Raw genomic sequence first — 22,294 nt, 5'->3', positions numbered from 1 at the left:
GCGTTATGCCGACATTGAAAAGAAGCGGCCGCACCGTGAATCCGAAGTGATTGGTAAGGTATCTGCAGTGCGAAAAATATCTATTTGTAAAAAAGAAAAGGGAGCAAAAAATATTGCAATAATGTGTTGACAGAAAACAAAGGCCACGTTATACCAATCATGTCAATCAGATTAGTCTTTTATTGAATGCCTTTCTTAACAGCGTCTTTTCCTGTGTGTTGACAGTTGGGCATGGTTGCCATTCAATTACATGAAGGTCCGGACTATGGGCGTAATGAAAACACCTGGCGTTTATATTGTTGAGAAGAATGCTTTTCCAAACTCTGTTGTTGAAGTTGCTACTGCAGTTCCTGCATTTATTGGATACACTGAAAAAGCTGACAACGGAGGTAAATCGCTAATAAATCAAGGATGGCGTATTACGTCAATGTCAGAATACCGGCAATATTTCGGCGGAGAGCCTCAGCATTTATTTGAAATAGCCGAAATCAGCGTCCCCCCCGATGCGAAAACCCGAGAAGCCTTTAAGCATGCAGGAAAGACCTATCAGATAACGCAATCAAATACCCGTCATCATCTTTATTACAGCATGCTATTTTTCTTTCAAAATGGTGGTGGTCCTTGCTATATCGTTTCAGTGGGGAGCTATGCTGATAACATTGATGCTGGTGTATTAAAAAGCGGTATTACACCTCTTATTAAAGAAGCCGAACCGACCATGCTGCTCATTCCTGAAGCCGTACAACTTTCTGAAGATGACTGCATAAACGTCGAGCAGGCAATGCTGGCTCACTGCGGTGGCAAAATGAGAAATCGTGTCGCCATTCTGGATATCTGGAACGGTTACAAAGACCGCCAGCATCCTGATGGTGACTGCATTGAAAACTTCCGCTCCAAGCTGGGCACAAATTATCTCGATTTTTCATCCGCCTATTATCCGTGGCTCAATACGTCTATCGTACTGGACAGCGACGTCAGTTTTCTTAACGTCAGCAATGTCGATAAGCTCGTAGAACTGCTGAATGCTGAAGTCGCGTCTATATTTAGCGACTTAGATGGCCTTTCAGAAGAAGAACTCAGCACTGGGGGTAATAAGCTTAGAGCAACTCGTAAGCAAGCGATGCTCGATGAAATTGCCAGGCTCAGTGGCGATATCTCAAAGCCGGATGCGGTGTTACTGCACAAAATCCTCTTCAATATGAGTCCACTGTATCAAACCATAATGGCGGACATTAAATTACAGCAAAACATCCTGCCGCCTTCGTCTGCAATGGCCGGTATTTATACCATGGTTGATAACTCCCGTGGGGTATGGAAAGCGCCGGCCAACGTCAGCGTTAATGCTGTTGTCTCTCCTACCGTCAGCATTAGCGATGATGAGCAGGAAGATTTAAACGTCAGCACGCAGGGTAAATCGATCAATGCCATTCGGCCTTTTATTGGTGAAGGTACCCTGGTTTGGGGGGCAAGAACACTTGATGGCAATAGCCTGGACTGGCGTTATATCAACGTCAGACGCACGATGATAATGCTGGAAGAGTCCATTCGGCTTGCGTCAAAAGCTTACGTCTTTGAGCCTAACGTCGCCAACACGTGGGTATCCATGGAAAGTATGCTGGGAAACTTTCTCTATGGTATCTGGAAACGAGGTGGCCTGGCTGGCTCAACGCCAGGCGAAGCTTACAGTGTCAGCGTTGGTCTGGGTAAGACCATGACTGCTAACGATATCCTGGAAGGTATTTTGCGCATTACCGTGCTGGTCGCAATGGTCCGCCCGGCGGAATTTATTGAAATCACCTTCCAGCAAAAAATGCAGGAGTCATAGAGACGTACGCAGTTCCTGGTTTTGATTAGCATTCAATATTAACGGTAACGACGTGGAAAGCTTTTAGGAGATCCCCATGGCAGATGATGGCTCAGCTCAATCTGAAACCGTATGGCCAATGCCGAAATTTCATTTCGAAGTGAAATGGGATGGTGGCGCTGGCGCGGGTATGGTTTCAGCTTTTCAGGAAGTATCAGGACTTGATTCGGAAGCACAACCCATCGAATACCGGGCGGGTAATAGTCCTGTATTCTCGACCATAAAAATGCCTGGCCTGATTAAAAGCGGCAACATCACGCTCAAGAAAGGTATTTTTAAAAGTGATAATAAGTTCTACGAATGGTATTCAAAGATAAAAATGAACACCATTGCCCGAACCGCTGTCACCATTAACCTGTTAGATGAAAGCGGCGCGCCTGTAATGAGCTGGAAATTAAAAAATGCCTGGCCCACCAAAGTGACCGGTACTGACCTAAAGTCGGACAGTAATGAGGTTGCAGTAGAATCTATTGAGCTTGCTCATGAAGGACTGGAAATATCCGTTTGATTTTGTCATTAATTAGGCCAGCCCTGATTTACCCTCTAGACCTAACATTTTATTAAGGATACTCAGAACATAATATTATGGGAATCATTACTGGTTCAGGTGCGAGTCAGGATGATGGTGAGTGGCCACTCCCAGCCTTTTACTTTACTGTTTCCATCAGCGGCTGTGCTGGCGACACAGCCTTTCAGGAGGTCTCCGGTCTGGAATTCCAGATAGAAACGGAAGAATACAGTGAAGGTGGAAACAACCTGGTTTATCACCTCCCGAAAACCATAAAAACCAGCAACCTTATTTTAAAAAGAGCCGTTACTGATAACACGTCTAAACTGCTTGCATGGTGCCTGAGCATTTTAAACAATGGATTGTCAAAACCGATCCAAACAAAAAACGTTTCAATTAATTTACTCAATGAAAATGGTACAACCTGTAAGAGCTGGACAGCCTCGAATGCATATCCGGTAAAGCTGAAGACGGCATCATTCAACGCCATGCAAAATGATGTGGCGATAGAAGAAATTGAGATCTGTTTTAATCGTTTACAGAGGAACTTATAACTGTGCCATTAGAAATAAAGCAACTCGTTATTAAGTCGAAAGTGATTGGTGAGCAAAGCAAAAAAGAGACTATCGTTTCAGACGAGTGGAATGTTGATAATGAGCAAAATCCGCCTGAGATAAGTCGAGCTTATTATGTCACTGACCCATTTAATGAAACAAGAGAAAGATAGTTGATTTAATTAAAGGGAATGTCGTATGGAAAGAATAACAATAAAATCTGTGACGTCTGATGGAAATGTCGCCCAAACATTCTCAGCAACATTGAATCCCAATAGTATAAAAAATAGCTTTGGAATTTCCTATACTAATAAAGGCACGCAGCAACAAGGGGATATCTCACCCAGTACATCTTTTAAGGGATATGACAGTGAAAAACTGGATTTTGAACTGTTGCTTGATGGGACTGGCGTCACAGGTAACACCAGTACCAGCACTGTTCAAAAGCAACTTTCAACATTAAAAAAAGTGACCTACGCCTATAACGGCGAACAGCATGAGCCCTATCCGGTAATAATATCGTGGGGGACATCTGTCAGTTTCCGCGGACGTTTAACGTCCCTCAGCGTGAGTTACTCTCTTTTTGACTCCTCCGGGAATCCATTACGCGCTACGGTGGCGCTCAGCTTTACAAAATTTTTAACGCAAAAGGAAAAAAGTGCGTTAAAAAAACAATCTTCCCCTGACTTAACCCACATTATTGAATTTAAGGCGGGTGACTCGCTCCCGATGCTGTGTCATAAAATATACAATGACAGTAGTTATTATATTGACGTTGCTCGAGCCAATAACTTAAGCAGTTCAAGACAAATCAAGCCGGGTACGAAAATTTACTTTCCACCGTTAATTTAGGTATCAGAATCTCATGGCAATCTCTCCCTCAAGCAATAGCAATGGCGTAACAACCTACACCATTAAAATAGATGGAAAAGCAATTGACAGTTCAATTGGCATTATCACTATTCATGTTGATTACCGTATAAATCATATCGCCACAGCCGAGATCACTATTAGTGATGGTAACATGGCCTCTCAGTGCTTTGACGTTAGTGATGGAGATACCTTTAAGCCAGGATCGGCTATTTCCATTTCTGCAGGATATGCAGCTGATGAAAGCACGATATTCGAAGGTATTATTATCAGTCATGGTATAGAAATAGCGACTGATAGCAGCACCTTCCTGAAAATTGTTTGTAAAGACCAGGCTATCGCAATGACTATCGCCAGGCATAGCCAATGCTTCCTCGCTAAATCTGACAGCAATATCATTGGCGGTCTTATCGCCAATTATTCAGGGCTCACCGGCACTGTCGGAAGTATTAGTGAGACTCACGCTGAACTCGTCCAGTTCAACAGTACTGACTGGGATTTCCTTCTCGCTCGCGCTGAGGCCAATGGCTTCGTGGTCACCAATCAATCCAATAAAATCATTGTCGATAAACCTTCTGTCAGCGACACGGCAACTCTCATTGTGACCTATGGCACGGATTTAATGTCATTTTCTGCAAAAGTTGATGCCAGAAACCAGTTAAATACGGTCACGGCAGCATCCTGGGATCCGACCACACAAGCCATGCTGACAGGCACCAGTTCCAGTCAGTCCATTTCAGGACAAGGCAATTTCACGACGGCTGATTTAGCCGCAGTATTGGGCATTAGCGATTACACGCTACAAACCGCCGCCACGATCGGTTCTGATTCTCTGACTCACTGGGCCAACGGACAGCAAGTTAAGGCCATGCTAAGCAAAGTGCGGGGGAGCGTCACCTTTCAGGGAAATGCCGGTGCCAGGATTAACAGTCTGATTGAACTGGCGGGTGTAGGTGAACGCTATAGTGGCTCACATTATATTGGCGGAATTCGGCACAGCATTGAAAAAGGCCAGTGGATCACCACGGCTGAGCTGGGTCTTTCCCCCATGTGGTCTGCGGAACATCGCGATCTTGGGGCGCCACCAGCATCGGGCTACTTACCTCCAGTCGATGGTTTGCAAATCGGCGTGGTGACGAAACTGGATGGCGATCCAGAGTCAAATTATCGAATTCAGATACAAATCCCCACCCTTAACAGTGAATCAAACGTAATCTGGGCGCGTCTGTCCACCTACTATGCATCTTCAAATTGCGGCAACTTTTTTATTCCAGAAGTGGGTGATGAAGTTATTGTTGGCTGTCTCAATCAGGATCCCAGCACCCCCGTTATTCTTGGTTCATTGTACAGCAGCAAGAATAAAATGCCGGAAGAGCTTTCGCCTGATAACTCGATTAAGTCCCTGGTCACCAAAAGTCAGATGAAGGTTATTTTTGACGATGAAAAGAGCGTCATGACGCTGAAAACCCCCAACGGTAACTCCATTGTGGTGAGCGATAAAGATAAATCAATTACGCTGACCGATCAGAACAGCAATACGATAAGTATGGGTGAAGGGGGTATTACGATATCCAGCAATAAAGACATCACTATTTCGGCGAAAAACGTCATCAATATGTCATCTACCAGCAACACCAGCATTAATGCCACCGGTGACGCAAAAATTACAGGCCTGAATGTTTTAGCACAGGCTAGGACGGGGTTAACGCTAAAAGGAAATGCCACCTCTGAATTGTCTTGCTCGGGGATCACGACCGTCAAGGGCGCACTGGTTAAGATTAATTAATAATTTGCGGAGCTGATTTATGCCGTTCGCAGCAAGAATTACTGACTTACAAATTTGCCCAATGGCCACGCCGGGTCTTCCCCCAATTCCCCACGTCGGAGGCCCGGTTATCGGGCCGGGGGTGCCCACCGTACTCATTGGCAGTTTACCCGCGGCAGTAGTGGGTGATAGCTGCGTCTGTGTAGGTCCACCGTCAACCATTGTTAAAGGATCGACGACGGTAATGATTGGCGGTAAACCTGCGGCTCGAATGGGCGATACCACCAGCCACGGGGGAAATATCACTATAGGCTGCCCCACTGTAATCATTGGCGGCTAAGGCAACTATGACTAACGATAATGCATTCTTAGGCACCGGCTGGGCATTTCCTCCCCGCTTTAGCGGTGCAAATCATCAGGTCATCATGAGCTCTGATATCCAGGACATTGAGCAAAGTTTAACGATCCTGCTCTCCACAACGCCTGGCGAACGGCCTATGGCACCTGATTTTGGCTGCCGGATTAATCAGTTTGTGTTTGAAGAACTCACTCAGACGGTGCTCACGCAGTTAGAGTCTGAGATCCGCCATGCCATTTTATTCTTCGAATCACGCATTAATGTCGAAGATATCCATTTTTTACCCGACCCTGTCTCCGGGCAATTACTCATTCAAATTGACTATCACGTGATCACCATTAATACCCGCAGTAATATGGTTTATCCGTTTTATTTAAACGAAGGAACGTTGATATCACCGCAATTGCTACCGCTTTTTGATGTGTGGGATTTAGCAAAATGACCACGCGGTTGCAGCGACAGGATGAAGCGATTCATTCATCCGCATTTAGCCCGCATGAGCTTAACTTTGAGCAGTTAGTGGTCTGGGCACATCAATTTGCCCAACGGCTGCCGTTCAAAAATCTGCAAGATCAGGTTGAGGGAAACTGGGGAGACTTATTTAAACAAAATGAAATTGTCGTCTGTGCGGCCATCTCAACCAGTGATACAACACAGATCCAGGAACAATTTAAACACGCCCTGACCCACGGTGAAGAGACAACCGTTGAGTTTTTACTGATTCTACTGAAGCGGCTACAGGAGTGGTATTTGCATCTGCCGGGTACGCCAGAATCCGCATACCAGTTCAAATATTACCTGCTACATGAGTATCAGCATCATCTTTCGCTGCCGCTCAGAGTGATGATTACCCGTCTGCCTGAACAATTTCGCCACAGCGTGCAGAAGCTGGATCCCTTATGGAATCTTGATCAACAAACAGTAGATACTGCGTCAACGGTGTTGCAACACAGCAGCTTTACTGAACAAATGCGTCACTGCTTTGCCAAAATAGTGTACGTCATTGAACAAATAAAACAGCACAGCCAGCAGGTATTACAAGCTGCATTATCGCACCAGGTAAACAGTCCGCAGCAGGCACTCTATTTTGCCTTCCTGAAACTGTTTGAACGAGCACAGCAATGCCTGAATCAGTTCACGGAAAAACATCTGCAGTTTTACTATCAGCAAGTCCTGCAACAGCACAAGAAAGTGACATCAGACAACTCGGTGTACCTGAAGCTCTCATTAAATAATCAAACGAACGATACTATTCATTTTGAACGTGGAGCCGAGTTTAGCCCTGGGGACGATACTGACTTTAATTCGATAATTTACCGCAGTCGTTATCCGATAGAAGTCACGGATGCCGAGGTGTCACATATTTTCAACCTCACGTTACAGCGCGATCCGCTTGTTTCACCTGAAAAAGAATCAGGGCTAGTTTGTGGCGTGAGCGGACAACAACTGCTGATGACGCCGGGTGCCACTGGCAACGATTTTCCGAAAGACCAGCAATTTGCTCTCTTTAATAACAAGTATAAAACGGAAGAGCACACCCAACCGATGGGGATAATTATCACCGATCCCCTGTTTGCGATGCAGCAAGGGAACCGGACTATCGAAGTCGTCTTTCAGCTTAAAGAAGTGAAATCCGGTATCGTGGCGCAGGAGCTACTGGCTATCGATGACGATGAGAAAACCAGAACCGCATTAATCCGAGTATTTTCTCAATTACTGACCACCCATGCCCACCTGTTCGAGGATTGGGCCGTCAGGATCACCGCCAGCCACTTAGCCAAACAAATCATACCTGAACAGCTCAGTCAGCTTCGGCACTTTAAACATTCACAACGGGTCTGGGCGACTTATAAATTATTTTATCTGCAAATATTGCAGTTTATTAGCTCAACGCCGGATCAGGGGGGACAATATGGTTTATCCCGCACAGATCTGCTATTTCGGGTATTAGGACAGAAGATAAGCCGACGCTGTCTTTACACGGTCCCATGGTTAACCGCCGCCGATATTGAGGGGATCCTTACAACCCTCACTCCACTTCTTGCTACAGATCCTGGCGCTTTTACCACCATCAAAGAATTACTGAGCCACTCCTCGACGGCGGCTTTTTATCAGCTTTTCCAGGGCATTTTCCATGTTGAAGTCTCAACCGAAACCGGCTGGCAGCCAGTTGAAAATGTGGAAATTTACCCCTGTGCCTCTCATGAATGTCAGATGGGTTTTAGGATGAAATGCCATATTGATGCTGGCTTCGCGCCGGTCATTCCTGTTCATGCGCATCTTCCGCACAGTGCATCATTAAAGATCACGTTGAAACGGCAAAGCCATTGTTTCCCCTACGCCATTTTCCGTGATTTCGAATTATCAAAACTCGCCATGACGACTCATGTGAGCGGAGTGACTCAACTGCAGTTATTTAACCCTGAGGGACAAGTGGACCCATCCCAACCCTTTTACTTATTTGGGTCTCAGCCTTATCCCGATGCTTATATGGTCATTGCCAGTGAAGAAATCGCCAGGAAAACCGTTAAGTATTTATCAATGTATCTTAGCTGGGGTAACCTGCCTCGCGGGTCTGACGGCTTTAAACAGCACTATGCTCAATACTCTTATCAATATAGCAACGCCAGTTTCCGAATGAGCATGGAAGTTCTGGATAATGGACAATGGGTTGCGTTTGGTCCCGCTGACTTGACTTTATTTACACCGGCCAGTGGTTTTCTTCAGCACGACCGGCACCTGTCATTCCCGAATATCAAAAACAGCTACACGCCTATTACTCAGCCATGGCCTAAAACACCTTACAGCAACCAGTCTGGCTTACGTAACGGACTCTTCAAGTTAAAACTCACGGCACCTGAGCAGGCCTTTGGCCACAAAGAATATGCGTCCTTGTTGAGTGATACCCTGACTTATAATGTGAGCAAAAAACATAAAAAAACGCTGCCTAATCCTCCTTACACGCCATTAGTGACCCACATTTCAATCGACTATTCGGCGGAGTCGACCATTGATTTAATGCGGATAGACGATCACGTCCAGAGTGAGATTATTCACCTGCACCCTTTTGGCACAAACGCAATTTATCCACCGAAGCAAACTCGCCAGCTAAGTCGGCCACGCTTCTTCCCGGATTATCAGGAAGACAGCCACTGCTTTATCGGCATCACCGCCAGCGAATTATCGGGGTATTTAAATATTTTCTTCGTTTTTGGCGGCAGTTCAAAACTCCTGCTGCCCTACCCATCGACGTCATACCGCTGGTATTACCTGGTGGATAATGACTGGCATGAGCTCAATCCCCACCAGATTATTCATGATACGACGCTCAACTTTCTGACGACCGGTATCGTCACTCTGGATTTACCTGATGAAATCAACACAGAACATACCGTTATGCCGTCAGGTTTGTTTTGGTTACGGGTGAGTACCAATAAAGGAATTGACCACTACCCTGACTGCCTGCATATTGCCACGCACGTAGTAAAAGTCACAGGAAAAGGCATCCCCCTCGCCAGCGATGGGGTCACCCCTCAGCTTTATTCTGCATGGCGAAGCACACCGCGAAAACCCAATCTGGCAAACATTGCACAGTTAAACGCAATGATAAAAATCCCAGAAGCCGAAAGCGATCAGCATTTTCAGATGCGAGTGAGTGAAAGCCTGCGCCATAAAGGCAAGGCCTTAACCCCCTGGGATTACGAACATCTTATTCTGGAGAATTTCCCTGAAGTCGGCGCGGTATATTGTTTCCCGACACGAACATATTACTCACACCGCAAAGTACCCGGTAACGTCTTAATCATTGTGACGCCGGTGAACACCGATTGCGATCATACCCTTTGTACCCCCAAACAGCTGGATTCCTCTTGTCTGATCGCTATTCGCCGCTTTTTAATGGCTGTGTCTCGCTCGCATGTGCAAATCGACGTTCGTAATCCCGGCTACGAAAAAATACAGATACGCTGCAAAGTAACTTTAAAAGAGGGCGTAAGCCATGGCCCCGCGCTGCGAAGACTGGAAAAGGCGATTAAATCGCAATTATGCCCCTGGGAAGCAAATACCCTCAATACGGGACCGGGGTTTGGCTTATCGCTAGAAAAGCTCAGTGCCTTTATCCTCAGACAGAAAAACATCATTAAGGTCAGCTCATTATCCGCACTGAAGATCAGCGTTGATGAAAATACTGTGTACACACTCCAGGACAGTGCGGCGTCCAGTCAGCCGATTCGCGCGGCCTATCCCTGGTATTTTTTAATCCCCGAAGAACATCAGTACATTCAAATTTCACCGGATAATCTCACTCACAAGCCCATGACGGTGGGTATCGGTGAGTTAGTGATCGGCGAGCAGTTTATCGTCAGCACCTCAACAGCGTCGAATTCTGAAGGCGAAAAAAATAATGGCTAAACGCAATCGCAGCACGCTCAAAAATTATTTCCGTCATGGGACCATGCCGTCTGCAGAACATTTCTCAGATCTGATTGACTCCTGCGTGAATCAGAATGATGAAGGCTTTATCAAGCCTCCGGAGACAGGTCTTCAGCTCAGAGCGTTAGATCAGGAACATTTACTGAGCTTCTATCAACAAAACAGCCCGGATACCCCCCTCTGGCATGTTGGATTTGCACCACAAAGTATTAACTTGCAGGTTTTTGCCAATCCGGATGCGGATATCACCGAAGACAACGTGGGCACTGACGGGGCAATAAAAGCGATAAATCTCTCGATGACGCCGACGGGAAATGTGGGCGTTAACACGGCGACCCCCACTCAGACACTGGATGTCAACGGCACCATCGCGTCGAAGGGAAGAATGGGAGGGGTACTGATCACAACCTCGATCCCCGCAGATGGTGAGTGGCACGATATCACCCCGGATCTGGAAGGCTGCCATATGTTCGAAGTGGTTGCAGGAGTCGGCATCCGATATAGCGGTCGTTATGCGCTCGTTCACGCTATTGCTATTAATACCTGCGCCCCTAACAGGCAGTGGTGGCACTGGAGGGACAAAAATCCCATCCGAATAACTCAGTCCTGGTTCCATTCTTCAGCAGACAAAATTCAACTTCGCTGGCGGCAAAACAACCACAAAGGCACTGTGCGTCCCTACGCTTTACAAATCCGCACCAATACCCCCTTTGAAGCAGAACACACGATCCAATACCACATTACGCAACTATGGAATGACCCCTTTATGCAGCAATGCCAGCCAGCGGTAATTGGGGAGTAAATGAATAATGTCTAAGACAATATCGAAAAAGCAGCATAATGATAACCCGAATAGTTTTGAACATCTTTACCAGTTGGGTCTGACCTTGATCCAGCAACTGAGTGGTCGCGTCTGGACTGACTACAACACCCATGATCCGGGCGTGACAATCCTGGAGCAGGTTTGTTATACCCTGACCGACCTCATTTACCGCTGCGAGTTTGAGGTAGCGGACTACCTTACTGAAAGTACTGGTCATATCGATTACAAGGCTCACGGGCTGGCATTAGCGCAGGACATTATTCCGGCTTTTTCTCAGCAGCCCGCAGAGTATGAAACATGGTTATTAACTCGGCTCCCTGAACTCGATAAAGTGTGGTTATGCTCGTGTGAAAGCAATCCGGCACTGGGTATTTACACCCTCAATGCGCAGCTCAACCACTTTTACGCGCTAAGCCAGCAGCGCACCGATCCCGGCAATCGCTGGATTTACACTCAGCAGCATGCCGCCATTAGCCGTATTCGCCATGAGTTTCATTGCATCCGGGCGGTAGGAGAAGATTTGGCCGCCATTGAATTAACCGGCCAGCATCCCCTGACGCTCACCGCGACTATTCACATCAGCGATGATGTCACCGATGTCACCTTGCTTGCAGCCAACATTTATTACCGGATCGGTCTCTGGCTGGGCACTAATACGCAAAACACGTCTGCTGATGTTATCCGGGAAATACTGCTTGCTGAAGACGGTATCCTACAAATCGACCGTCTGCAATTTTGCCGCTACCCTGATAATACCGACGATTTCGAGCCTGCAGCTATCAATGAGATAGCGCCTTTCTCATATTTAACACTGCCAGAATTTTCAGCCAGTTCAGGCCTTGAGATCATCCAGTTTCAGCATCCAGTCAGCCTCGACCATGCCGACCTGACCATTCAGATAGAGCAGATCCAATACCAGCGGCGCACCACTCAGCTCAAAACCGTTAACGCCCCTGCACTCCCAGTCGGGCGATATTTTGACTTTAGCCGTTATGAATCGATTCAGACTCTTTTTCCCCGAAACTATCACTTAGCGCCAGGATTGCCGAACCAGTACCTTGCACAGCAGCAAGCGCAGCGGCATCAGTTACGCAGTTATTTACTGCTGTATGACCAGCTGATGGCCAATTTCTGTGACGACATTGCCGGGTTGAATACGCTGTACTCGTTATCCCTGACCCCTGAGACAACCTACCGCGCCCATCTGTTACGGGATGATGAGTTTTATAACATTGGTAAGCACTATCCCGATAATGCGAGCAACACACTGGATCAATTGCGCAGTCAGTTTGATGATTACCCGGAGCGGAAAAACCGCATCTTCAATTATTTACTTGCCCTTTATAGCGAACGTTTCCCTGAGTCACTGCACCGCCAGTTTAACCCTTATTTTTCTGCAAAAAGGCTAGAAAAACAGCTTCTCAAATATAAGCAATTTTTTATTCTGAATATTGTTACGATGACCAACTGCCGGGGGATCGGGGATAATTTACTCCAGCCAGCCCATCGGGGAGGTTACAGTCAACGCCTTGCGCTTCTTCTTGGACTGGCGCCAAAAACCGATTCCACGTGGCGTTATTTGCGAGCCATCACCGATCAGTCACTGAAGCTGGTGTCGGACCACACCTTCGTGCTCAGCAATGCGGGCAGAAAAGCTTTATGGCTGCTGGATCCTGATATCGTTGCGAGTTTGCAACCCGTGGACGAGAACCATTCTGCAGAAAATCTGCACGAAAATAAAATTCGGCACAACCTGTTATCTCTCCCTCTGTTCAATCAGCAGACGTTACCCGAAGTGTTGTTGCAGTTTGGTATTGATAGCAGCCGATATCGGGTGCTTCAACGTGTGAAGCAGGGTGACTATCAGCTGTTTTTTAAAGCCAACAGAGAAAACAGCCAGCACTGGTTCTGTATTGCCAGCCACAAGAGCCAGCAGAAACTGACGCAGCTTTGTCATCAATTGCAACGCTGGCTCATTCAGCTGAACCAGAACAGTGAAGGGCTTTATGTTGTTGAACCCATTTTGCTCCGACCAACGAACAATGACGAGCAGTTAAATGACTATGCAAACCGTGTCACTGTTGTATTGCCTGGCTACACCGCGCGTTTTAATAACCGCAGATTCCGGGAACAGGCCGAGCAACTGATCGTTGAAAATAGCCCGGCGCATCTGCTGACAGAATGTCTGTGGCTCAATTTTTCCGCTTTTGGCCACTTTGAATCCCTGTATAGCCAGTGGCGGCAGGCAAAATCCAGCGCTCTGCAACATAAAGAGCACCAGCAGGAATGTGACGATCTTGCTCTGCGGTTATACCAGTTGATTCAGTCTCATCTGAATGAAACTGAAGAGTCACAAAGACGATGACGTACGTGCACCTCATCAAGCAAGCTCACCTGGAATTTGACTTTACCGGGTTTGCGGATGCAGAAATCTTCGAAACTCAGGCCGCAGCGTGGGTTATTCAGCACGTTCTGCCGGTGGTTGAGGCGGTATTTGACGAAGTGTGCCCGGAGCATCAAACCCTGGTTATTGATAGCCTGACTCTCGATCTCGGTAGCCTCAATGGAAAAACGTTTTACACGCAGGCTCCGGAAAAGCTCAGGCAGGTTCTGCGAGAGAAGCTCAGCGTAGAGTTACGCGCAGCTACGCACGCGCTTCAGAATATGGGTGCCGCCAGACCGGGCGATGCTGAGTCGCCAGACATGACAATATTGAGCCAGAAACAGCAGCGCTGGAACATACTCTGGCAGTTTCTCAGCACCGGTATTCTCCCGTGGTCGGTTTCAGGCCTTCAGCCGCTGGACGCTCTCGGTTTCTCTGATATGTTGACTGAACATGCCGCTCAATTTACCAGCATGCTCAATCAAACCGCTCACCCTGAACGCACATTACGTCGGGTGGTTGAGCAATTCCCTGTCAGCCAAATTGCAGGCTTATTTCCGTTGTTAACATCAAAACAGCAGTGGCAAATGATGTTACTGCTTTTAGCACATCCTAAAAGCCACACCGCTGAATTAGCAGGCCATCTGACAGAAGCCTGGTTCGCCCGTATCACGCAGTTTTTCGCGCAGCACAATTTAGCCCCGCTTCGCCTGCACTGGGAAAAGCTCATTAAGCAGTTCGCACCGCAGCTGATTAAAGCGCTCTTTTTGCGTCATAGTGACAGCCAACTCTCCGGATATCTGGTGCGGGATTTAACTGAGGACGAGCGCCTGTTACTGCTTAGCGTGTTAACGCCGCAAGACTATCCCTTCCTGGCCGCGATCCTGCGTGCACCGGCCTGGTGGCAAATGGAAAGCCTTCCCCCACGTAGGACCCGCCCTTCTCAGGCACTCCGCATTACGCGGCCCACCACGCTGTTGCCACAAGAGCAGATTCAGCAGCATTTGTGGCTTTTTACCTTCCAGTATCTACTGGTTGACCGGGGGAGTACCTTCAATCGCCAGAGTTACATGACGGGCCTGATTGTCCGGATGGCGCACGCGCAAAACCAGACGGCAGAGATCCTGCTGGCGTCACTGATTTCAGCCCTCAATAGCAGCAATCTCGACAGCACGCTGCGAGGACAACTGCTGGATTTACTGTATACCATCCAGCCCGCGATCGCTTCCGCGGATCCTTTGCCGTCAAAAGTTGCTGCTCAGCCGATCGTTCCTGAGGGCTCTGCAACGCCCGTCGGGGAAGCTCAACGACGTGATATTAATGAGCTGGTCCTGGCTCTCTGCTCAGGCACGGAAAATCAGCTGATCCAGTACTGGCCGCGCGAACGACAGCCCTTTGCCGCCCTGTTACGCTGGTGCGGTCAGCTGGACTACGTGCGCCGCCACTGGGCAGAAACATATTCAGACAAGACCTTACTGGCGCTGATCGACGTGCTGGATCCTGCAGCAACGCCGCTGATACGCCTGCTGGCCGCGAACATGGAACGCACGATGGCCGCTTATCTGTGGAAACAGACCTTCACATTCCTGATTGTGGAAAAAGGCAAGGAGACATTTCATCCACAAAACTATCTCCACTATGTGATCCAGCAGCTGGCTGCCTGGCACCGCGGCTCTTATTCGGTTCTGTTGGAAAAAATGCATCACAGCGTCCTCCGTCACGGCGATTTTTCTGTGTCTGGCATATCGATGAATAGCCTGCTGGAAGACCTTACCCGCCAGGAGCAACTCGTCGAGCGCAATGAGTCACGCCCTGCTCTGCTTCAGTCTTCACTCTCTTCATCGTTGGTAAGTGCATTTTCATTCAGCCAGTTGACCGACATTGAAGAGATCCTCAATACGCTAAAAAGTGCCGACCAGCAAAAGTGGGATAGCCACATTAAGCAGTGGCAGCATGAATATGGCCGACAGCTGCCGCTGATTATTCGCGATACCGGACGTTCAGCCTCCGTGTTAACAGGCTGGGTGACGCATTTCGATGACTCAGCGCTCTCTACATTAACCGCTATTATCAATCCACACGCGGCAGAGAGCGTGCGCACTCTTATTAACCAAAGGCAGCCTCTGGGCGCGGCCATCAACCAGACCACCACCAACACCAGAAATGCGCTCTGGGAATTGACGTTGCACTACCTGATTAGCCGCCGGGGCAGTGAATTCAACCAATACCAATATTTACTGAGCATCACGGAGCAACTGTCAGCACGCTACCAGATTAAAACTGAAGTCTTAATTGAGGAGTGGTTAAATCTCAGCGAAAGTGGCTTTTTATGGCGACAACAGCTGCTTGATCTTATCGATTACCAGGAACGGTCTCCCGTCACTGCCCCCGAATTACTCGCCACGCTTCAGTTCGCCAGCGATACTTCGACGCTGGGCCAACAGCAAAGCGCTCTTCTGCATCACTATGCCGCGAGCAACGCAGCTGTGATGGCAACGCAGCTGCAAACCTGGAATGCCCCTGAGTTAGCTCGCCTGCTACGGATTATGCAGCCACTTGTGAGTGAGCGAGTCACCCTGCTGCTGCCTTTATTGCTGGATATCGTCCGCCGCTTTCACCTCGCTCCCCACTGGTTTTATCCGCTGCTGATGGGTCGGGATTGTCCTTCAACAGCCGAGCAATGGTTACAGCACATGTTGCGTCAAATTAATCGCCATGCCCCATCGGCATCACGGTCACACTATCAGCAATTGCGACAGTTAGTGCTCAGCAGTCAGGCAATACATCAACACCAGGATGAGCGGAAACGGTGGCTGTACAGCATAATCCCGGAAGAAGAACTGTCGGAAACAGTACAACGCTGGCTTGAAGGTAAGGCCCCCGCGCCTGAGCAAGCCTTGCTGCTCGGAGTGTTACGCCACTCGCGGCAGAATGTATCGCTGCAATGGTTACAGCAAGCCCTGGTAAATCCACGCTATCTACAGCGCTGGTGCCAGGCGTTGTCTCCCGAGATACATCGGGTGATTTTACTTCCAACGTTAACCCGTAGCGCCATCGACCTGTTGGCAATCCGCCGTGCCGTTTGCCCGCTCTTTGGTTCCTGGCATCAGGGTGAACCGCTGTTCTGGCAAACGCTTTATCACCTGCACTGGATCAGAGGCATAACCCTGACCGGCAACGCGCTAATGCGGGAATTGCTTACAGAGTTAAACCGACTCTGGCTGGACTCCATGCCTCAGGGCCAAACATCGCCGGACACGTCGGTGGCAGGTTTGATTACGCAACTACTCCCCCTGGTATCCTCGCCATCACTGCGAAAGACGTTAGCGGACATTGCCAGTCAGGCAGAAGCTCGCCAGCCAGACGGCCCGAAATGGGCCGACCGTTTACATGACCAACGACCCGAGATCAAACAGCTTATTGAGGCCATTGAAATGCAGCACAAGGACGTAAAAAAAAGCGCCGGTATTCTCTGGAAAAAACCGCAGGATGACGCTGACATCAGCAGCGACCCCGTGACCATTCATAATGCGGGATTGGTTATCGCATCGCCCTATATCCCCATGTTATTTCAACGATTAGGGCTGACCAACGGATCGGCCTTTGTTGATATTCAGGCGCAGCATCAGGCTCTGTTTTGCCTGCAGTGGATGACAAACTGTACCAACAACGCCCCGGAGTACCAGCTCCTGCTGAATAAAGTGTTGTGTGGGGTAGCGGCAACCACCCCGATCCCGCAACAGGCCTTATTACCGGATGGCGCCGAAACCCTTATTGATGGCTTACTTACGGCGTTGATTGCGCACTGGAAAGTGCTGGGAAACACCAGTATCAGCGCACTGCAATCCACCTTTGTTCAACGTGAAGGTCTGCTCATGGAAACCCCCAAACACTGGCAGCTGAATATTGTTCCCGGCTCGTTTGACATGTTACTTGACCATCTGCCCTGGAGTTTTCAGACCCTTAAATATCCATGGATGGATAAACCCCTTTTTGTTTCATGGCGCTAAGGACGAAAACAATGATCAATCCTGGTTTCAGTTTGTTATCACTGATGCGTAAGCCACCTCTGCGCTCTGCGCTGCATGTTATCGGCTGGGTCATATGCGGTGGTCTGATTGGCAGTATCCCAACGTCAGGTTACACCAGCCAGAGCAACACAGCGGAACAGGCGGCGGCGCTTAAAACCTGCAGTCTGCAGTTAACGCCCAGCGATAATCGCTATCTGGGAAGAGTGATTCAAACTCAACTGGCCTCTCTTTATCAGAACAACAGCGATTTTCAGGCTCAGCTGAAAAACGGCCGCCTGCTGAATGATGGCATCGTTGGACCGGCAACACGCTACTGGCTGGATTATTTTTGCGGTGAATTTGCCTTCACCACACCCCAAACGTCCACCAACCAGCACCAGGTTTTTATCGAGTCTTTACTGATTGAGCTAAGTCGCGCCGCCCAGCTTAATGCGCTATTTCCAACGTGGCGTACAGCGATTAAACCCGCAGAGCTCCTGCACTTAACCTCGCCGGCGATAGTGCAAAAACTCGCATCAGGTGCCGCTAACGGCAACAGAGGAGCTGCGATCCCCACGCCAGCGCCACAAATTCCCGACAGCAGTACCGCGCCTTATTACTATCAGTTAACCGAGGAGAATATCGCCAGCCTGACGCAGCGCCAGAGCCTTCTGGATACGCTGACAAAATTAGAAAAGCAGCAGTTTGATCAGCGCAGCCAGCTGTATAATCAGCTCAGCGATTTATTTACCCAGTTGCAAAATCCGGATGCGCCGCTGCCGAACATCGATAGCCTGATTGACTCTTATTCTATTGAGGATTCCCACTCCAGCAGCAGTGCAACGACCAGCACCAGCACCAGCACGAGTACGAGCACCAGCCAAAGCGCGAATAGCGCAGGGACGGATACCAGTACTGCTAATCAAAGTCCTGATGATAAAACCGCCGCCATCCCGGATACCTCAACGCAGGTCATTGAGACAAGTACGCAAAGCGACACGCAGATGACGGCGCCGCAGATAGTCTGGCAGCTAAACGCTGAAGCCCTGCACGACATGCTTAAGCAGATGGGGATTACTGCTCTGTCCAAAAAACAGTTAAAAGCACTGGCACCGCTGCAGAATGAAGTTTTCCCAAGCCTGTATTTATTAAAAATGGCGGTGAATGAGTCGGGTATTCCACCTGAGGAAATGCAGGACAAAGGCGTCTTTGCCTTGGCCCGAAAAGATGGCCTGAGCCCCCGCCACGCAGTCCCTATGCAGTGGGATGCCCCCCCGGACTGCGGGTGCCAGGACAGCACTAAGTCTGTCTTTAATGTGGGGAGCTTTTATGGTTTCTACCCTTACTGGCAGCACCTCGCTAAAGGTCAGACTATCGATTTTAGTCGCTTAGACCGCGTCGGCTACATTGCCGCGGTAATGAAACCGGAAGGGAGCGGCAATACGTTAGCGCTGCCGCAAAACTGGTTAGCCGGGCAAAAATTTAGTCAGTTTATTCAGACGACTCACCGTTACCGCACCAAACTCGACCTGGTTGTCACCACGCCAGGGGATCTGTCCAGGGACCAGCTGACCGCGCTGTTTACCGACGACATGGTGAAAAATCTGGTCGACGCTGTCACAGCGCCTATGGATAACTACCTGATTAACAGTCTAAAACCAGTAATAAGCTTCGGATTTGAAGATGTGCCCTCAATGGCTGACGGTATTACTTTTGATATCGATCTTTCTATCCTGAATACCCAGGAAAGCCAACAGGCACTATTCATATTCCTCGATAAGCTGAAAATTGCGCTGCGCCAGAGCTATAAACGGCAGGCGGTCGCCAGTGATTTAGATTATCCCATCAGCAGCAGCGATAAATATTATCTGAATGTGGTGGTTCCCATTAAAGATGTGGTGAACTCGAAAGATAATTTTTACAGTTTCAACAATCTCAATACGCTTTCACAGAGTACTAACCTGCTGATTGCTCAGCCTGGTTCACCGGTGGTGAATGATAAAGCAGACGACGAGCTGGCTCAAATTAAGCAATTACAGCAGTGGCTTAGCAATCAGGAAAACCAGCTGGCCGTGCAGCAGGTGTATAAACGGCTGGTACCGGTGCTGATTACGGAGGATAACCGCGAGGCATCCTCCCTGCCGCAGCTGGTAAATCTTTCAAGCTGGAGCTTTTTGGGCGCGGCCTACTGGCCTCTACCGTTAAGCGAGACCAACGAGAAGCTGATTGATAAAACGTTCTTCCCGGAAGCCACTCAATATCCGCCACCGCTCAATCGGGTGATCAATGGCACCACCAGCCTGTTAAACTGGATCTGTATTTATCGCTGGGAGATAAGAACAGGATTATTTGTCTCGTTTATCTTTATCTTCGTTTTCCTGGCTGTCTGCATCTGGTCATTCCCGCTCAGAAAATATCTGAGCCGCGTCCCATTCGTGGCCCTTACGTCGCTCTCCATCTGCGGCCTGATGCTGGTGTTTGTCGCCGACCCGTTATTTAAAGATTATCAGGGACCTATCTTGCTGGTCTTTATGGTGGCGATTGGCTGGATACTGTTTGCGGTGCGGATGGTCAGAAAGGAGGGGGATAAGCCTTAGGAGCGACTGATCCTTAGTATGGGGATAATTAGCGTAACGTTTACCCCCATACTTTTTCTGTTGAAGTTTGCACAAAAATTATTGCTTACATAACCCACATTGTTCCCCATTCCATTACTGGCATTAAAAATCCTCCATTTTATTTTGATTTTTTGAGCGAGATTTCATCCATTGAGCTCTATACAAATGTATCAATCTTAATTTATCCTTAGGTGAATTAGCCTTTTTTAGTTTCTTCTCATATAATAATTTTGAATAAGACAAGCGCTTATTAAGATTTGAATTTTCCCGCTCCCATATTTTTTTATTTCCTAATCTATTTCTATTCAACCCACGAACATATTGATAGCGAGTTAATTTTTTATACGCCAGTATATCTTTCTTGTTTATGGTCGTGCGAGTCGTCCTTAGGTCCATATTCCCATCTACTGCTCCCGCAAAAGCCAGCATTTCCATACTTCTCATCCCCTCCATGCTTTTTCTCATTCTACTCAAATTAGTCATGATAGCATCAGCTACCGATAGCCCCCCCGCGCCAATTTCAGAGCCATGACATGCCCATAACCATATTTTTCCCTTATATGTTTGAGGCAACATTCTATTTAGAAGAGTTGCCGCATGATGCGGCGTGTAATCAATGTTATATTTCTCACCTTCATTAGCATCTCCAATGCTAGAGGTGTTACCATGAGTGACTATATAAAGAGGCTCGTCATCACCAATATTAATAATTCCATTCGGATCCCAATCCCACAGAATTTCCGCTTTATTAATCCTCGCTCCATTTTCAATATCTTCTTTTTCCGTTGGCGTCACTTTATTTTGCAAGGGGAGTATTTTAGCCAATTGGATAATATTACTACCATATGTAGCAGAAAAAAAAAGGCTCATACTATGATGCCCAATTGACTCTTTACGATTATCTACTAAGCCAAGGCCCCCCTTCCTTTGAAAAATTGCCATAATCCCATTATCTTTTTTCTTCGCAATTTGTTTGTACATATTAATACCTTTTATCATCGCTTATTTTTCTCGGCTTCATACTTAGCTTTTTTCTCGGCACTTCTGGCCTCTTTCTTCTGTGATTTTTTTGCAGCCGCCGCTGCCATTTCCACTGAATTATGTTTCTTTGATTTATCAACTACTTTCTTCTTCTCTGGCGTTGATACCTTGACCTGAGCGCGCTTAGCGGCCTGAAGATGAGGTAAGAGTATATCCATTTCATTTTGCGTCGCGGCGTTGATACCGTCACCTGGACTTCCACTACCATGGGCATGTACCCTTAAGTTCTGCGCTGTACATACCTGCTCAATGAGTAGTTTTCCATAATGATTATAGGTATCAGGGAAATAAAGTCGGATGATGTTACTTGTATCTTCTGGTTCAGCTCTTTGTATAACAGTATAAGATTTTTTTTGGATGATATCCTGCAAGGTATAATTCACAGCATCCCGCAACTTCCTTTGAACAGTACTTTCAGAACGGTTATCTTCAAAACCAATATTTTTTCTTTGCCCAACAGGATAAGAAACAACTTTAGTTTGTCTCGAATGAGTAGGTGCTGAGCTCTGCTCTGATTTCTCTGCTTGTTTAAACATATCTCAAACCTTCTAATCAGATGTATAGGATATATTCAGTTTCCATTATTCTCTGCAACGTCCCGCACGCCCAAACCTACCCCCCCACGCAAAGCCGTAGTTCCCATCACATCCGCCTCATGTTCTAAAGCAGGGTTATCATTGACCGCCATTCCGGCAACGGAGGTCGTCGCAGAAACCCGCCCTTGCGCCTGCTGAACCACGTGCCCCAGCTCGTGCGGTAAATGTTTTTCCTGCCCGGAGGCAAGGTGGATATCGCTGCCCTGTGCATAGGCATGCGCCTGCACGGTGGCGGGTTTGGCGGAGTTGTAGTGCACCCGGACGTGATCCAGACTTATACCGCTGAGATTTTCCATCCCGCTTTTTAAGTTATCAGGCAGACCGGTTTTATTGGCTTGACGTTGCACGGTTTGAGGGCGATTGTCCGCCAAAGCCGCCGCATGATTCTCTTTGCGCTGCGATATTGCCGCCTGGGAAACCGTCTGTCGGGCTGAATGATGTCGGGCCTTCTGTTTTGAAAACATAACAAACAG

The 22,294-nt window shown here is 48.0% G+C and carries 16 protein-coding genes; 13 read left to right on the top strand and 3 right to left on the bottom strand.

All coding sequences use genetic code 11. The features are described 5' to 3' along the window. The first annotated feature begins 265 nt into the window (after positions 1–265). The 13 genes from V1566_RS11350 (at position 266) to V1566_RS11290 (ending at position 20,163) form a co-directional block, all read left to right on the top strand. Entirely contained in the window at positions 266–1,825 is a 1,560-nt protein-coding gene (locus V1566_RS11350; RefSeq protein WP_395305925.1) for a phage tail sheath family protein, read from the top strand. A gap of 76 nt (positions 1,826–1,901) precedes the next feature. Beyond that, the gene (locus V1566_RS11345; protein WP_032648932.1) at positions 1,902–2,372 is read left to right on the top strand and encodes a phage tail protein; all 471 of its coding nucleotides are present in this window, start codon (positions 1,902–1,904) and stop codon (positions 2,370–2,372) included. Between the two features lie 77 nt (positions 2,373–2,449). Next, positions 2,450–2,926, top strand: a complete 477-nt coding sequence (locus V1566_RS11340; protein WP_395305924.1) for a phage tail protein — start codon at positions 2,450–2,452, stop codon at positions 2,924–2,926. 2 nt (positions 2,927–2,928) lie between these two features. Next, on the top strand, positions 2,929–3,099 hold the full coding sequence (locus V1566_RS11335) for a hypothetical protein (RefSeq protein ID WP_395305923.1): 171 nt from the start codon (positions 2,929–2,931) through the stop codon (positions 3,097–3,099). A gap of 25 nt (positions 3,100–3,124) precedes the next feature. Then, entirely contained in the window at positions 3,125–3,778 is a 654-nt protein-coding gene (locus tag V1566_RS11330) for a peptidoglycan-binding protein (RefSeq protein ID WP_395305922.1), read from the top strand. A 13-nt stretch (positions 3,779–3,791) separates the two neighbouring features. Then, a complete protein-coding gene (gene vgrG / locus V1566_RS11325) occupies positions 3,792–5,582 on the top strand; it encodes a type VI secretion system tip protein VgrG (RefSeq protein ID WP_395305921.1) in 1,791 nt (596 codons plus the stop codon). A gap of 19 nt (positions 5,583–5,601) precedes the next feature. Beyond that, positions 5,602–5,901 (top strand): PAAR domain-containing protein, encoded by a 300-nt coding sequence (locus V1566_RS11320; protein ID WP_071995268.1) that lies wholly within the window; start codon positions 5,602–5,604, stop codon positions 5,899–5,901. Positions 5,902–5,908: 7 nt separating this feature from the next. Next, a complete protein-coding gene (locus V1566_RS11315; RefSeq protein ID WP_395305920.1) occupies positions 5,909–6,361 on the top strand; it encodes a GPW/gp25 family protein in 453 nt (150 codons plus the stop codon). Continuing rightward, positions 6,358–10,329 (top strand): hypothetical protein, encoded by a 3,972-nt coding sequence (locus V1566_RS11310; RefSeq protein WP_395305919.1) that lies wholly within the window; start codon positions 6,358–6,360, stop codon positions 10,327–10,329. Before V1566_RS11315 ends, V1566_RS11310 begins: the two co-directional genes overlap by 4 nt. Beyond that, positions 10,322–11,152, top strand: coding sequence for a hypothetical protein (locus V1566_RS11305; RefSeq protein WP_395305918.1), 831 nt, complete (start codon positions 10,322–10,324; stop codon positions 11,150–11,152). The genes V1566_RS11310 and V1566_RS11305 overlap by 8 nt, the downstream gene beginning before the upstream one ends. Before the next feature lie 7 nt (positions 11,153–11,159). Continuing rightward, positions 11,160–13,538 (top strand): hypothetical protein, encoded by a 2,379-nt coding sequence (locus V1566_RS11300; RefSeq protein ID WP_395305917.1) that lies wholly within the window; start codon positions 11,160–11,162, stop codon positions 13,536–13,538. Beyond that, positions 13,535–17,566: a contractile injection system tape measure protein gene (locus tag V1566_RS11295; RefSeq protein ID WP_395305916.1), complete on the top strand. Its 4,032-nt coding sequence runs from the start codon at positions 13,535–13,537 to the stop codon at positions 17,564–17,566. The genes V1566_RS11300 and V1566_RS11295 overlap by 4 nt, the downstream gene beginning before the upstream one ends. Positions 17,567–17,577: 11 nt before the next feature. Beyond that, the gene (locus V1566_RS11290; RefSeq protein WP_395305915.1) at positions 17,578–20,163 is read left to right on the top strand and encodes a hypothetical protein; all 2,586 of its coding nucleotides are present in this window, start codon (positions 17,578–17,580) and stop codon (positions 20,161–20,163) included. Between the two features lie 123 nt (positions 20,164–20,286). Here the strand turns inward: V1566_RS11290 and V1566_RS11285 are convergent, their stop codons facing one another. The 3 genes from V1566_RS11285 to V1566_RS11275 are packed head-to-tail and all read right to left on the bottom strand — an operon-like array spanning position 20,287 to position 22,285. Next, positions 20,287–21,165 (bottom strand): hypothetical protein, encoded by an 879-nt coding sequence (locus tag V1566_RS11285; RefSeq protein WP_395305914.1) that lies wholly within the window; start codon positions 21,163–21,165, stop codon positions 20,287–20,289. Between the two features lie 14 nt (positions 21,166–21,179). Next, complete coding sequence (locus V1566_RS11280) at positions 21,180–21,761, bottom strand: hypothetical protein (RefSeq protein WP_395305913.1); 582 nt, start codon at positions 21,759–21,761, stop codon at positions 21,180–21,182. Positions 21,762–21,796: 35 nt separating this feature from the next. Continuing rightward, positions 21,797–22,285 (bottom strand): DUF4157 domain-containing protein, encoded by a 489-nt coding sequence (locus V1566_RS11275; RefSeq protein WP_395305912.1) that lies wholly within the window; start codon positions 22,283–22,285, stop codon positions 21,797–21,799. Positions 22,286–22,294: the final 9 nt, after the last annotated feature.

Source organism: Enterobacter sp. ECC-019 (genome assembly GCF_043974075.1).
Classification (GTDB): Bacteria; Pseudomonadota; Gammaproteobacteria; order Enterobacterales; family Enterobacteriaceae; genus Enterobacter; species Enterobacter asburiae_D.
Note: the sequence above shows the minus strand (reverse complement) of the source record. Positions and strands in the feature narration are given on the sequence as shown.

What these genes read in the sequence shown, in the direction of transcription:
- V1566_RS11350 (WP_395305925.1), top strand. Translation starts at nt 266, where the DNA reads ATGGGCGTAATGAAAACACCTGGCGTTTATATTGTTGAGAAGAATGCT.
- V1566_RS11345 (WP_032648932.1), top strand. Translation starts at nt 1,902, where the DNA reads ATGGCAGATGATGGCTCAGCTCAATCTGAAACCGTATGGCCAATGCCG.
- V1566_RS11340 (WP_395305924.1), top strand. Translation starts at nt 2,450, where the DNA reads ATGGGAATCATTACTGGTTCAGGTGCGAGTCAGGATGATGGTGAGTGG.
- V1566_RS11330 (WP_395305922.1), top strand. Translation starts at nt 3,125, where the DNA reads ATGGAAAGAATAACAATAAAATCTGTGACGTCTGATGGAAATGTCGCC.
- vgrG (WP_395305921.1), top strand. Translation starts at nt 3,792, where the DNA reads ATGGCAATCTCTCCCTCAAGCAATAGCAATGGCGTAACAACCTACACC.
- V1566_RS11320 (WP_071995268.1), top strand. Translation starts at nt 5,602, where the DNA reads ATGCCGTTCGCAGCAAGAATTACTGACTTACAAATTTGCCCAATGGCC.
- V1566_RS11315 (WP_395305920.1), top strand. Translation starts at nt 5,909, where the DNA reads ATGACTAACGATAATGCATTCTTAGGCACCGGCTGGGCATTTCCTCCC.
- V1566_RS11310 (WP_395305919.1), top strand. Translation starts at nt 6,358, where the DNA reads ATGACCACGCGGTTGCAGCGACAGGATGAAGCGATTCATTCATCCGCA.
- V1566_RS11305 (WP_395305918.1), top strand. Translation starts at nt 10,322, where the DNA reads ATGGCTAAACGCAATCGCAGCACGCTCAAAAATTATTTCCGTCATGGG.
- V1566_RS11300 (WP_395305917.1), top strand. Translation starts at nt 11,160, where the DNA reads ATGTCTAAGACAATATCGAAAAAGCAGCATAATGATAACCCGAATAGT.
- V1566_RS11295 (WP_395305916.1), top strand. Translation starts at nt 13,535, where the DNA reads ATGACGTACGTGCACCTCATCAAGCAAGCTCACCTGGAATTTGACTTT.
- V1566_RS11290 (WP_395305915.1), top strand. Translation starts at nt 17,578, where the DNA reads ATGATCAATCCTGGTTTCAGTTTGTTATCACTGATGCGTAAGCCACCT.
- V1566_RS11285 (WP_395305914.1), bottom strand. Translation starts at nt 21,165, where the DNA reads ATGTACAAACAAATTGCGAAGAAAAAAGATAATGGGATTATGGCAATT.
- V1566_RS11280 (WP_395305913.1), bottom strand. Translation starts at nt 21,761, where the DNA reads ATGTTTAAACAAGCAGAGAAATCAGAGCAGAGCTCAGCACCTACTCAT.
- V1566_RS11275 (WP_395305912.1), bottom strand. Translation starts at nt 22,285, where the DNA reads ATGTTTTCAAAACAGAAGGCCCGACATCATTCAGCCCGACAGACGGTT.